The sequence below is a fragment of the Priestia sp. Y58 genome (genome assembly GCF_029522095.1).
Taxonomy (GTDB): Bacteria; Bacillota; Bacilli; order Bacillales; family Bacillaceae_H; genus Priestia; species Priestia megaterium_E.
Map to the genome: position 1 here is coordinate 39,756 of NZ_JAKWFL010000003.1, position 13,636 is coordinate 53,391.

The 13,636-nt window shown below is 36.2% G+C and carries 10 protein-coding genes; 7 read left to right on the forward strand and 3 right to left on the reverse strand.

Translation table 11 applies throughout. The features are described 5' to 3' along the window. Window positions 1-712: 712 nt before the first annotated feature. Window positions 713-2,143, reverse strand: coding sequence for a hypothetical protein (locus tag MMB68_RS10260; RefSeq protein WP_014460532.1), 1,431 nt, complete (start codon window positions 2,141-2,143; stop codon window positions 713-715). 376 nt (window positions 2,144-2,519) lie between these two features. Between MMB68_RS10260 and MMB68_RS10265 the strand changes: the two genes are divergently transcribed. Beyond that, window positions 2,520-2,870 (forward strand): VOC family protein, encoded by a 351-nt coding sequence (locus tag MMB68_RS10265; protein ID WP_013056601.1) that lies wholly within the window; start codon window positions 2,520-2,522, stop codon window positions 2,868-2,870. Window positions 2,871-2,931: 61 nt separating this feature from the next. Here MMB68_RS10265 and MMB68_RS10270 read toward each other — a convergent pair whose 3' ends face one another. Beyond that, entirely contained in the window at window positions 2,932-4,023 is a 1,092-nt protein-coding gene (locus MMB68_RS10270) for an AI-2E family transporter (RefSeq protein WP_025751972.1), read from the reverse strand. 109 nt (window positions 4,024-4,132) lie between these two features. Next, entirely contained in the window at window positions 4,133-4,327 is a 195-nt protein-coding gene (locus tag MMB68_RS10275) for a twin-arginine translocase TatA/TatE family subunit (protein WP_221782667.1), read from the reverse strand. Window positions 4,328-4,839: 512 nt separating this feature from the next. Here MMB68_RS10275 and uxaC point away from each other — a divergent pair. From uxaC to MMB68_RS10305, 6 genes are all read left to right on the forward strand, one after another. Next, the gene (uxaC, locus tag MMB68_RS10280; RefSeq protein WP_277548805.1) at window positions 4,840-6,261 is read left to right on the forward strand and encodes a glucuronate isomerase; all 1,422 of its coding nucleotides are present in this window, start codon (window positions 4,840-4,842) and stop codon (window positions 6,259-6,261) included. 47 nt (window positions 6,262-6,308) lie between these two features. Beyond that, a complete protein-coding gene (locus tag MMB68_RS10285) occupies window positions 6,309-7,691 on the forward strand; it encodes a glycoside-pentoside-hexuronide (GPH):cation symporter (protein WP_028413697.1) in 1,383 nt (460 codons plus the stop codon). 102 nt (window positions 7,692-7,793) lie between these two features. Then, a complete protein-coding gene (locus MMB68_RS10290; RefSeq protein ID WP_221782674.1) occupies window positions 7,794-8,807 on the forward strand; it encodes a LacI family DNA-binding transcriptional regulator in 1,014 nt (337 codons plus the stop codon). 116 nt (window positions 8,808-8,923) lie between these two features. Next, a complete protein-coding gene (locus tag MMB68_RS10295) occupies window positions 8,924-10,387 on the forward strand; it encodes a tagaturonate reductase (protein WP_221782676.1) in 1,464 nt (487 codons plus the stop codon). A 12-nt stretch (window positions 10,388-10,399) separates the two neighbouring features. Continuing rightward, window positions 10,400-11,890 carry a UxaA family hydrolase gene (locus tag MMB68_RS10300; RefSeq protein ID WP_221782677.1) on the forward strand — a complete coding sequence of 497 codons (1,491 nt, stop codon included), beginning with the start codon at window positions 10,400-10,402 and terminating at the stop codon, window positions 11,888-11,890. A gap of 42 nt (window positions 11,891-11,932) precedes the next feature. Then, the gene (locus MMB68_RS10305) at window positions 11,933-13,330 is read left to right on the forward strand and encodes a glycoside hydrolase family 28 protein (RefSeq protein WP_264409092.1); all 1,398 of its coding nucleotides are present in this window, start codon (window positions 11,933-11,935) and stop codon (window positions 13,328-13,330) included. Window positions 13,331-13,636: the final 306 nt, after the last annotated feature.

Here is a 13,636-nt window from a genome sequence, read left to right on the forward strand (position 1 = left end):
TTATATTTCATAAACGTTGATAAAACGGCATTCTTAAGCTAAATGTCGTATTATGACGGATAAAATGCACAAAATGCGACAAATTCAAAAAAAATTTGATGTAAAAATGACATATTTGCACGGAGAATAGGAGCAAAAATAATAAAAGTAAAGATTCAGGTAAGAAAGTGACACATTTGCACGGAAAATAGGGACAAAAAAAAGAAAAATGCCCTTTTTGAGACACAAAAAGTTCACATTTTCAGAGGGGATAAACAAACATTTGCAGCGAAAATAGTGTTTTTTTGAGGAAATGGCATGTTTGCACGGAAATCTGGAGCAAAAAACACTTTTGCACGGAGATGTGGAGCAAAAATTGGAGAAAATGAAGAGGAAAAGTCGCTGTCACAAGAAAATTTATGTAAAAGTGGCATATTTGCACGGAAGATTGGAGCCAAACTTATAGTAAATGCCGTATAGAAAGAAAAACAACACATTTGCACGGAAATCTGGAGCAAAAAATAATTATAATGCTTTTTCCAGACACAAAAAGTTCACAAAATGACGAGGAAGGTGAAGTTTAACTGCCATATTAGCAGGGGAAATAATATGTTTACATGGAGAATTGGAGCAAAAAAACACTTTTGCACGGAAATGTGGAGCAAAAAGTGCATTAACTAATAGTAGATAGATAAAAAGAATGCCCTTATAAAAATTATAAGGGCATTCTTTTTTAGCCTATAGAACTTGTTACGTTTTGATAAATAGAAAGGGGAGCATATTCGTAATCACCGGCTAATAAGTCTTTTACTTCACTTTCTCCCACAGGAATAAAGGTAATCTGAAACACTTGGCCTACTCTTTTATAAGATTGAACAGCTAGTTTTTGTTCGACTAGCTCATCTAAGGCTGTTTCAATTTCGACAAGGTTTTCTTTTTTTCGTCTTTTTCGAAAGCGGACTCTTGTCGAAAAATATAAATAATCTCTTGTGACATTGTATGAAGATTTTGTTTCATAGCAAATGAGACGCTCTTTTTGCATAACGAATAGCAAATGATAAGCGGCGTCTAAACTTAATTTTTCTACTTTATTTTTATAAATACGCACCGTTTGGCGTTGAATATAGTCTCTATATATCACTTCGTTGACGTGAATTTCAGCAATTCGCGTTCCGTTCGGCATCGTAGTAATATCCACAAAGTCAAAAATACCGTAGGCAATTTTCTTATTATGCTGTACTTTTGTCATGCTGTAGTGCTTCATTTTTGTAATTCTTTCTTCTATCATTTGATAGTTGCGCTTACTGTCTGTTTTATAAAGTGCTTTCACAAGGTCACCAATTTTTACGTTAATGATTTTCTGTGTAGCGAACAACTCGTCGCGCTGGCTCATGATTTCTAAAAACACTTTATAATCAAACCGATCTAAATCACTAATCTTGTTTCCATTTTCTTCAGCGTATTCTTTTTCTATTAACAATTCGTAATCTGTCCCGTCTTCAGAGTTATAAGTACTTAAGAAATATTCTTTTCCTTCTTTCTCTAATAGGGGTTGCTCGACGAGAAGCTTTGCTCTTGAGTTAGAGAAAAAAGGGTTCTCTACAGTTGAAAAAGGGCTTTCAATAATACTATGATTTCCGTTTTGGAAGCTTGGGTCCAGTATAGTCAGCCCAATAATAATAGATATATCCGTATGGATTGCTTTTTCTCGCTGAGTCTTGGTTTTTTGATGAATATAAGGATAATCCGTTAAGAAGAAGCTATCTTCTTGACTCCATTCACGTAGAATTCCAATTCGTTTATCAATGACTTCTTCCGGAGATGATACGTTTTCAAACTGTTTGCAAAAGAGTTCTTTTCCGTTCGTTTTATAATAAGCTGTTAGCGCTTTGTATTCTCCAATCAGCTCTTTATTCTTCTTAGGCTTTTTTTGCTCATAATCGCGTATAGCAGCATCTAACCATCTGCGTTTCGTACGATTGAGAAAGTCTTTTTTTAAAATCCTCAACGCTTCGTTTACATCTTTATTTTCAAAGTGCTGCTGATAAAGAGGGAGGATGGTGCTTTCTAAATCACTTTTTATGCTTTCATTATAAACAGATAAGAGGCGTAATTTAGATACTCTATCAATGACTTCGCGTATGAGTAAAGATGAATAATCCATACACATCTAACCTCCTTAACCTTAAGTTAGTCAATTTAATTCTTAGTTGAATAGTGGCTTTAAATCTATTGTAAGGCACGAAAGTTCGATGCTACAAACAAAAGGCGGCTACTATCTATAGTCTATTTTTCATTATACACGTGCAAAGCAGGAGAAGGGGGAGATTTTCTCATTTTCTTTTTTAGTAATCCACATTTTGTCATGAAGCATCTACATTTGCCGTGTAGCTTATGTATGGAGAATAACCGTGTCCGCAAGACTGCTAATTCTGCTACCGAGTTTAATGGACTGATAGAAAGCATCTCAAAATAAAAGGTTATCAGCGATTAAAAGAGAATACTTTGTAAAACTACTAAACCCATACCGGAGGTCATAAATGAACCCTATATTAAATGAAGTAGGCACGGTTTTTATTCCTGTAAAGGACATAAAAAAAGCACGAGACTGGTATTGTGACATACTAGGTTTGATAGCAGATGGAGACATTTTATATGATCATTTATATGTGATACCTATGAATGGAACAGGAATTGTATTAGATAGCAAAACTTATTCAAAAAATACGCTTTTTAAAACGCCAGCTTTTCATTTGAATACAAACGATATTAAAGAAGCTTATGAATATATGAAACAAAAAAAAGTAGAGCTAACGACAGGAATTCAACACAATCATTGGTTTACATTTAAAGATCCGGATGGAAATCACCTGATGGTGTGTCAGTGCTGAACCTATGGAACAATAAAAGGACCTTCAAGAGAAGGTCCTTTTATTGTATTGCCTTTGCATTTTACAACTTGATAGATTTATTTCTGAATTGAATCATTCTTACAATATTTATCACAATGGTTTTTGTTACAGCATAAGCCGGAATCGCTAAGATCATTCCGAGTATTCCTGCAATGTTACCCGCAACAAGCAATAAAATAATAATTGTTAAAGGATGTGTGTTTAATTTCTTTCCAATTACTAGCGGAGAAATAATGTTCCCGTCGAGCTGTTGAACGATTACGACGACAATAATTACTAATATCGCTTTTGTAGGAGAGTATAATAAACCTACGATTAAAGCGGGTGCTACGCCAATAAAAGGGCCGACGTACGGGATAATATTAGTAAGGGCTCCTATTAGTGCGAGTATTAATGCATAAGGCAACCCGATGATGAGGTAACCAATGAATGTACTAATACCGACAAACAAACAAACGAGCATTTGGCCTTGAATATAAGTAGCTAGCGTATTTGTTGTTTCTTTCATTGTACGTAACGTTTCTTTTCGGTAAGAAGCAGGAACCATACGCAGCGTATTTTTACGAAGTTTATGGCTGTCTTTAAGCATATAAAAAAGAATGAAAGGAACGGTTACAACCGTAAGTGTAATATTTGTTACGACGCTTAAAACAGATGAAATACTGTTTGTGAGATTCGTAGGTAAAGTAGACGCGTAGTTTAAAAGTGACTCTTCAATATGATCGAGCGACACATATTTTTGTTCAACGAGCCAGTTAAACCATCTTGAATTAGATAAATCATTTATGTACTCTCTCGTTTCTACAATGTAAGACGGAATATTCTTAGCCAAATCAGTTAATTGTTTAGATAAAGTAGGTCCCACACCGCCTACAATAGAAGCAATTACGCCGATAAACACAACGTATAATAGTAAAATGGCCAGTGTTTTTGGCACTTTTTTTCTTGTGAGAAATGACACAATTGGTTCGAATAAAAAGAAAAGAAAACCAGCTACAAGAATAGGGAAAAACAAAGTGGAGATAAACACACCGATTGGCAGAAAAACAAACGAAATATGTTTACAAATGTAGATCAGTAAAGCAATCATTAATAGTTCCAATGTCCAAAAATGCAGTTTCGATTTAAACAAAAAGTTACCCTCTTTCTTTACTATTTTTTACTATCATACATCAAAAAAGAAACCCACTGCACGTTAAAAGTGGGCTTTTTAGTCTGTATAACTTTCATTTACATAAAAATTAGGATTTTTTCTCTTTATCTTCAGTAGTATCCTCTGAAGTTTTTTTGTCGTCATCCTGTATAATTCCTTCTGCTGCATTTTTAAATTCTCGCAGGGAATGTCCAAATGCTCGTCCTATGTCCGGCAATTTACTTGGTCCAAATACAATTAAGGCAGTAATCCCGATCACGACCATGCTTGTGGCTCCTGGCATGATATCCTCTCCTTTAAAAGCAATGAATATATGAAAATTAAAAAGAGATAGTAAATAAAGTGCATGTTTATACTATTCACTTTTCTCTTTGAAATTCCTTTATTTTAAATGATACGAAAATAAGGTGAAGCGGCTATGTATGGTTTAAATGCTAGTAGTGATATTTTGCATATGAAATTTATTATAGCATTAAAGACAGCCGTTCGCCTTATTCCCCTTGTATAAGCTCTATGTGAAAAAACTTGCTTTAATTCTTATGGAAACATGTCATAAATCCTGGTTTTTTAAAATGAAGAATCAATATATGAAATAAAGAGAGAAAAAAATTGAAAAATATAAAGATAAATTGTTGTAAAATTTAGAAATAAGTAATAGAATTAAATAAAATGTTAACGTTAACATTTTTGTTATTGAAGATTATATCTTATTAATATAGTTATCTATAAATAAGAGTATTCATCAATTTATTTGATTTTGTTAACGTTAACAAAAAAGTGAAGGAGTGAATGAGAATGAAAAAGTTTATGGATGACCATTTTTTATTAACAAATGAAACAGCAGCACACTTGTATAATACTTACGCAAAAGATATGCCGATTATTGATTATCATTGCCACTTAAACCCGCAGGAAGTTTATGAGAATAAACAGTTTAAAACGTTAACTAACGTTTGGCTAGATGGAGATCACTATAAATGGAGACTGATGAGAGCGAACGGAATTGAAGAGGAAAAGATAACAGGATCAGCGAGTGACTATGAAAAATTTCTCGCGTGGGCTAAAACAGTTCCAATGACGATTGGGAATCCGCTATATCATTGGACGCATCTAGAGTTAAAGCGTTTTTTTAATATTGATGAGATATTAAATGAACAGACGGCACCGTTTATTTGGGAAAAAGCAAACGAGAAATTACGCAGCGGTAAGTTTGGTGCAAGAGATCTTATTACACGTTCTAACGTAAAAGTTATCTGTACAACGGATGACCCAACAGATTCATTAGAGTATCATATGAAACTAAGAGATGTCCAAGGTTTTGAGACCCAAGTACTTCCAAGTTTTCGTCCGGATAAAGGGCTTGAAATCAACCAAGAAGGGTTTAAGAGCTGGATTGCAAAGTTGCAAGATTGTTTAAACCGCTCCATTCACACCTATGATGATTTGTTAAAAGCTCTTGAAAGTCGAGCTCGTTTTTTCCATTCCATGGGAGGGCGTTTATCTGATCACGCACTAAATAAAATGGTATATACGAAGACTTCGAAAGAAGAAGTTTCGGAGATTTTCTTAAAAGCCTTAAAAGGTGAAGGCGTAAGTACTGAGGAAGAAAGTAAATACAAGTCATATACGTTAATCTTTTTAGGGAAGCTGTATAATGAGCTAGGTTGGGCAATGCAATTTCACCTTCATGCTCTTAGAAACAATAACACCAAAATGTTTCGTCAGTTAGGTCCAGATACAGGGTATGACTCGATGTATGACGGACAAGTGGCAGAGCCTCTCGTACAGCTTCTTGATCAAATGGACGTACAAAATAGTTTGCCAAAGACGATTTTATATTCGTTAAATCCAAAAGATAATTATGTATTAGCAAGTATAATTGGCAGCTTTCAAGGAGACGGTATTCCTGGCAAGCTGCAGCTTGGCACGGCTTGGTGGTTTAATGATCAACGAGAAGGTATGTTAGAACAAATGAAAGCGTTATCAAATGCTGGGTTGTTTAGTCGGTTTATCGGTATGTTAACAGATTCCCGAAGTTTTCTTTCGTATACAAGGCATGAATATTTCAGAAGACTAGTATGCAGCTTAATCGGTACGTGGGTAGAAGAAGGGGAAGTACCTAATGACCAGCAGCTGCTTGAGCAAATTGTGAAAGGAATATGTTATGAAAATGCTAAAGACTACTTTAGCTTCCCAGCCTATACGTTGCAAAAATAAAGGCGCAAAATAGTTTAAAGAATTGCAAGGGGAGAAGGGGGATTACCATGAGTGTTGTGGCAACAGAAAGAAAGGTTGAAATAAAAGTAGAAAAGAAAAATCTTAGTGTAAAAGAAAAAATATCTTATGGTATGGGTGATTTTGGTAACGGTTTCATGTTTGATTTAGGGCAGCTTTATTTGTTGAAGTTCTTTACAGATGTGGCAGGCATCCCTGCCGCGGCTGCGGGAGGGATTTTTCTAGTAAGTAAGTTATTTGCAGCAGTTTGTGATCCCATTGTTGGTTCGTCCATTGATTACCGAAAAAACATCGGAGCTAAAGGAAAATTCCGGCCGTATTTACTATTCGGAAGTATGGTGTTAGCCATTTTAACCGTACTCACGTTTATTTCGCCAAATCTTTCACCGGCGGGTAAATTAATTTATGCGTACGCTTCTTATATGATTTGGGGAATTGGCTATTCATTTGTCAATATTCCATACGGATCGCTAGGCGCATCCATGACTCAAAATACTTCTGATCGCACGTCTCTTGCTGCTTTTCGTCAAACAGGATCGCTAGGTGCACTGTTTGTAACCAGCATTGCTGTTGTACCGCTCATTCTGTTATTTCCAAATGAAAAAATCGGTTATCCCGTTGTTATGGGAATTATGTCGGTCATTGGCATCATCGCTTTTTATGTATGCTATCGCAATTGCAAAGAACGCATTGTCGTAAAAGAGAGTCCAAAAGAAAAACTATCAGTCAAGTCTATTTTTAAAACGTTTGTAAGTAACAAACCTCTTTTAATTTTAGTGTTTATGACGGTATTTACCATTTCAGCTTACAATATTAAATCAGCTATGCTTATTTACTTTGCACAGTATAATTTAGGAAATGTTAAATTGATGGCTTACATGAACTTTATTATTATTGGTTCATCCTTTCTAGGAGTCATTATGCTGCCAAAGCTTGTTAGCCGATTTGGAAAAAAGCAAGCTGCAATGATTGGCTTAGGAATCAGTATTGCAGCGGACACAGTAAATTTCTTTATGCCTTCTAACGTCGTAATTTTTACGATTTTAGCAAGTATTGCTTTTATAGGTATCAGCATTCCTAACGGGATTACATGGGCATTTGTATCAGATATTATTGATTATGGTGAATGGAAAACAGGCGAAAGAAAAGAAGGCACAACGTATTCATTGTTCAACTTTTCTCGAAAGCTTGCTCAGTCGCTATCCGGCTTCTTATCAGGTATTGGTTTAGGGTTAGTTGGGTATATCCCAAACGTGGCACAAAAGGCAGGTACATTAGTGGGAATTAAAAGTTTGCTGTTACTATATCCTGCTATTGCTTTGTCCATTGCTGCAGTGATTATTGGTTTTATGTATAAGCTAACGGATAAGAAACACGCGGAGATTGTCCAAGATATTCATGCTAGGTCTTAGTCAAAACTGTCATAACATTCACCATTTGCTTATTATTCCTACTAACTTGTGATATCCTTATAATAAAAATCGATACTGATTCATTAAAGGAAGGTAAATGAAATGGGTGTTACAATTAAGGATATTGCAAAACTAGCAAACGTATCACATACAACGGTTTCACGTGCATTAAACAATAGTCCGCTTATTAAAGAAAAAACAAAAAAGAAAATTTTAGAGATTGCAAATACGCTTAACTATATTCCTGATTATCATGCGAAAAATTTAGTGCTTCAAAAATCTCATACAATTGGATTGTTTTTTACGAGCATGGCAAACGGTACGTCACCAAGTTTTTTAGTAGATAGTATTAGAGGGGTAAGTAAAGTAATTGATGTTCAGTATAATTTATTTGTAAGAGGCATTGACGATTATGATGATTATACGTACATCAACAATAAACGCTTTGATGCGATTATTTTAATGAGTCAAAGCGACCGTGATAACACTTTTATATATAACGTAGTAGAAAAAGGCATCCCGTTGATTGTGCTCAACCGTCAAGTTGACGATTCATCGATTATTAATATTTTGTCAAATGACAAAGAAGGAGCCTACAAAGCCGGCGAATATTTGATTGAATTAGGTCACAGGCATATTGCAATCATAGAAGGAATAGAAGGTTTTAAATCAACTCAACAGCGTAAGGAAGGATTTCTTAACTCGTTAATTGATCACAATGTTTCCATTCGCCAAGAGTATATGATTCAAGGAAATTACGATATGCAAAGCGGATATGAAGGAATGAAAGCACTGTTAAGGTTAAAGCAGCCGCCTACTGCTGTTTTTTGTTCAAATGATGATATGGCAATCGGTGCTATGAATGCCGCATTCGAGTCTGGGCTAAACGTACCGAGTGATATCTCAATTATTGGATTTGATGATATTGAATTAGCCAAATACACCACTCCTTCACTAACAACCGTTAAAAGACCAATCGAGAAAATCAGCATGACCGGAGCAGAAGCAGTTTTATCATTAATGAACAAAGATGACAAAAATATGGTGCAAAATAAAGTTTTAATTAATACCGAATTAATGGTTCGCCAGTCTGTAAAGTCACGCTCATCCATGTAGCCGGTTATACTAAATAACCGGCCCAAAAATGTTAACGTTAACATTTTTTGAATTAAAATAATATAAAAAGCTATAAAAATAATAATGTTAATGTGTGCAAAGAAGGAGATGCTAACATGAAGTTAAACCGTCAGATGCAAGCTAACACACGTATATACCCAGAAAAAGTACTGCAGTTCGGAGAAGGCGTATTTCTAAGGGGGTTTGCTGATTGGCAAATTCATCAAATGAACAAACGCACTGCATTTAAAGGCAGTATAGTAGCTGTCAATCCGAGAATCACAGGAAATGCAGGTAAATTGAATAAGCAAGACGGTTTGTTTACGGTTTCTCTTCAAGGAATTCAAGACGGCAAAGCAGTCAAAGAACATGAAGTAATTGAATCTATTAGCCGCGGTCTAAATCCATATGAAGATTATGAGGCGTATATGCAATTAGCGGAGAAAGAAGAGCTAAGATTTCTTATTTCTAATACAACAGAGGCAGGCATCGCATTTTTAGAAGAGGACCGCTTGGAACATGCACCGCAAAAGAGTTTTCCTGGTAAAGTCACGGCATTTCTATATAAGCGGTTTAAAGCTTTTCAAGGAGATACAACAAAGGGACTTATTATCCTTCCTTGTGAATTAGTGGAGCGAAACGGGGACTTGTTAAAGAAAATGGTATTGCGCTATGCCGACAAATGGAATTTAGAGAAAAAGTTTACCGAATGGATACACGAAGCAAATGCTTTTTGCTGCACGCTTGTTGACCGAATTGTGCCAGGTTATCCAAACGATGAAAATCTGCTCAATGAACTGAGTTATGAAGATGAGTTTTTTGTGATCGCAGAGCCATTTTACTTATGGGTTATTGAGGGACCTGAGTGGGTAAAAGAAGAGTTTCCCGCGGAAGAAGCTGGTTTACATGTGAAATTTGTGAACGACATTACACCATATGCGCTGCAGAAAGTCAGAATTTTAAACGGGATTCATACTGCTATGATGCCTGTTGCGTATTTAGCGGAACTAAATACGGTCAGAGAAGCAGTCGAAGATGATGTAATCGGAACATTTATTCGAAAGTGTCTGTATGAAGAAATTATTCCTAGTTTACCAGTTTCGGAAGAAGAGTCTTTGCCATTTGCTAAATCTGCATTAGAACGCTTTCAAAATCCGTTTATCCACCACGCATTATTGAGCATCTCTTTGAACAGCATGACAAAGTTTAAAACGCGAAACATCCCAACTCTTAAAGAGTACGTTGAAAAGCAAGGAGCGCTGCCGGCTTTGCTTACATTTTCTCTCAGTGCCCTCATTTCTTTTTATAAAGGGAAAAGAGAAGGAGAAAAAATTGAACTATCAGATGACCCTGCAGTTCTAGAAATGTATGAATCTCTTTGGAATACGTTTGACGGTACTGAAAAAAGCATTTCTTGCATTGTAAAAGAAGTGCTGGGATATAAAGAGCATTGGGGAGAGAATTTAAATACGATTCCTAGCTTAACAGAAGCCGTAACAAATGGAGTCTTAGCCATTGAAACTCTAGGAATGAAACAGGCAATAAAAGAAATTCTCTATGTAACCGCAACTAAACAGTAAGAGGTGAAGCATATGAAAGAAGTAATTCGTATTCATGAGGAAGATAATGTAGCAGTAGCTTTACGAGATTTTTTAGCACAAGAGAACCTTATGGTTGATGGAAAAGAATTTTCTCTAAAAGAAGAAGTGAAACTGGGCCATAAAATAGCTCTTACGCCAATTTCAGCGGGCGGCAACATTATAAAATATGGTTTTCCAATCGGGCATGCGACGCACTCTATTTCACCTGGTGAATGGGTGCATACGCATAACACAAAAACAAATTTAAATAATGTTAACGAATATGAATTTCATCAAAAGTTAGCAGTTCCTAAACAAAAAAAACAAGCGCTAACGTTTAAAGGATATCGCCGCAAAAATGGAGACATTGGAATTAGAAATGAGCTTTGGATTATTCCAACTGTAGGGTGCGTAAATGGTATAGCCGAACAAATGATTAAACAGTTTCAAAAAGAAATAGGGGATATCTCGCCTTTTGAACATGTAACCGTTTTAAAACACAATTACGGATGTTCTCAGCTCGGTGATGATCACCTTAATACAAGAACCATGCTTACGAGAATGGTACAGCATCCAAATGCTGGAGGCGTATTAGTATTAGGGCTTGGATGTGAGAATAATAGCTTAACAGAATTTAAACAAGCGCTAGGTACAATTGATGAAAGCAGAGTGAAGTTTTTACAATCTCAAGACGTCGAGGATGAAATTGAGGCAGGAGTCAATTTGTTAAAAGAAATTTATGCTGTTGCTAAAGATGATAAAAGAGAAGACGTTGATATTTCCAGGCTGAAAGTAGGTCTTAAATGCGGTGGGTCAGATGGATTATCTGGTATTACAGCAAATCCGCTGCTCGGTAAATTCTCTGACTGGCTCATTGCTCAAGGAGGCACAACAGTTTTAACAGAAGTACCTGAAATGTTTGGTGCAGAAACCCTGCTAATGGAAAGAGCTGTTGATGAACAAACATTTGATAAAATTGTTCATCTGGTTAATGACTTTAAAACGTATTTTCTCAATCATAAACAGCCGGTGTATGAAAATCCTTCTCCCGGCAATAAAGCAGGCGGCATTACAACGTTAGAAGATAAATCACTTGGCTGTACTCAAAAAGCAGGCACGGCTCCAGTCGTAGACGTGTTAAATTACGGAGATCGCTTACAAACTAACGGTTTAAATTTACTAAGTGCTCCTGGAAATGATTTAGTTGCCTCAACTGCTTTAGGGGCTTCAGGGTGTCATATTGTACTGTTTACAACGGGACGAGGAACGCCGTTTGGAACGTTTGTGCCCACTATAAAAATTTCTACAAACACCGCTCTTTATAACAAGAAGCCGCACTGGATTGATTTTAATGGAGGGGTACTGATTGAAGGTGACACAGAAGAAGCTACGTTAGAAAGCTTTATTGAGTACATGATCAGCGTTTCTAGCGGAGAGCTTGTAAATAATGAAAAAAATGATTTTAGAGAAATAGCCATTTTTAAAACAGGCGTTACTTTATAAATAAGTCGGTTACTAGATTGTTAAACGAAAGGGGAAAAGCTAGTGAAAAAATATGTGCTTTCTTTGTTTGTGATGACTCTTATGCTTATTTTACCGTTTTCTGCCCAAGGAGAAGCTCTTTCAGCAAGTGAAAAAATAACAGCAGTTAAAGAACAAATTCAGCCTCCTTCATTTCCGAACCGTACGTTTAATATTAAGCGGTACGGAGCAGCAGGAGGTGGAAAGTCTGATTCAACGGCTGCTTTTAAAAAAGCAATCGAAGCGGCTAACAAAGCAGGAGGAGGGCGCGTTGTTGTTCCACCAGGAACTTATGTTACGGGTGCAATTTATTTAAAAAGCAACGTGAACCTTCACATTATGAAAAAAGCTACAATCAAGTTTAGTCAAAATCCTGATAAATATTTACCTGCTGTTTTAACAAGATGGGAAGGCGTAGAGCTATATAATTATTCACCGCTTATCTATGCTTATAATGAAAAAAATATTGCGATTACAGGAGAAGGTACGCTAGATGGACAGGGTGATAATGAACATTGGTGGCCGTGGAAAGGGAAAAAGGAATTTGGATGGAAAGAAGGCGAGCCGAATCAACAGCAAGATCGGGATTTGCTGTTTAAAATGGCAGAAGAGAAAGTTCCTGTTAAAGAGCGCGTATTTGGTAAAGGGCACTATTTGAGACCTAGTTTTATTCAGCCTTACCACAGCAAAAATATCATGATAAAAGGCGTAACCATTTTAAATTCGCCAATGTGGCAAATCAATCCCGTCTTAAGCGAGAACATTTTAATTGATGATGTAAAAATTATAGGTCACGGTCCTAATAATGATGGAGTAGACCCTGAATCGAGTAAAAATGTGCTTATTAAAGATTCTTATTTTGACAATGGAGATGATTGTATTGCGATTAAGTCGGGGCGTAATGCAGATGGAAGAAGAATCAACGTACCAAGTGAAAATATTATTATTGAAGGAAACGAAATGAAAGATGGCCACGGGGGCGTTGTGATAGGCAGTGAAATATCAGGAAGCGTTCGGAACGTATTTGCTCAGCACAATGTTATGGACAGTCCCAATCTAGACCGGGCGCTGCGCATTAAAACAAATTCAGTCCGCGGCGGAACGATTGAAGATATCAACTTTAGCAACAATACGGTCAAAAGCGTTGGCAGTGAAGTGATTCAAATAGACATGTACTATGAAGAAGGAGACACAGGGAATTTTACGCCCGTCGTTCGTAATATCAACATAGAAAATATGCAAAGCAACGGAGGCAAATACGGCTTATGGATTCGAGCCTATGAACGTTCTCCCGTCACAAACCTAACGATTCGTCATTCTAATTTCCAGCATGTTGCAACACCATTATTAATGGAAAATGTAAAGGATCCTGTGTTTGAAGAGCTTTGTATAAATGGAAGCTGCATGAACACAAACCGGTAAAAGGTATGTTTATAATCAGCTGCAAGTAAAAGGCGGAACAAACGTATCTTAGCCCAAAAAGTATCCGCACAATTAATCGAGATTATTGATTAATTGTGCGGTCTTTTTTTGTTGTGATGATGAACGTAGGTTTAGTGTGTTAACAATGGTAAAAACCTGCTCTGTAATTTTTACTATTTTATAAATAAGTCAAATGACTCTTACTAATTGTTAGATAACATGTATGAAAGAAATTACTTTTGACGATTGTTTTCTAAGCAATTTATTACCTAAATGTGGATGTGGGGAGTGTGAGGGAAGATATAT

Excerpts from the sequence above, each read along its gene's own strand:
- MMB68_RS10260 (WP_014460532.1), bottom strand. The coding sequence starts at position 2,143 with ATGGATTATTCATCTTTACTCATACGCGAAGTCATTGATAGAGTATCT.
- MMB68_RS10265 (WP_013056601.1), top strand. The coding sequence starts at position 2,520 with ATGAACCCTATATTAAATGAAGTAGGCACGGTTTTTATTCCTGTAAAG.
- MMB68_RS10275 (WP_221782667.1), bottom strand. The coding sequence starts at position 4,327 with ATGCCAGGAGCCACAAGCATGGTCGTGATCGGGATTACTGCCTTAATT.
- uxaC (WP_277548805.1), top strand. The coding sequence starts at position 4,840 with ATGAAAAAGTTTATGGATGACCATTTTTTATTAACAAATGAAACAGCA.
- MMB68_RS10285 (WP_028413697.1), top strand. The coding sequence starts at position 6,309 with ATGAGTGTTGTGGCAACAGAAAGAAAGGTTGAAATAAAAGTAGAAAAG.
- MMB68_RS10290 (WP_221782674.1), top strand. The coding sequence starts at position 7,794 with ATGGGTGTTACAATTAAGGATATTGCAAAACTAGCAAACGTATCACAT.
- MMB68_RS10295 (WP_221782676.1), top strand. The coding sequence starts at position 8,924 with ATGAAGTTAAACCGTCAGATGCAAGCTAACACACGTATATACCCAGAA.
- MMB68_RS10300 (WP_221782677.1), top strand. The coding sequence starts at position 10,400 with ATGAAAGAAGTAATTCGTATTCATGAGGAAGATAATGTAGCAGTAGCT.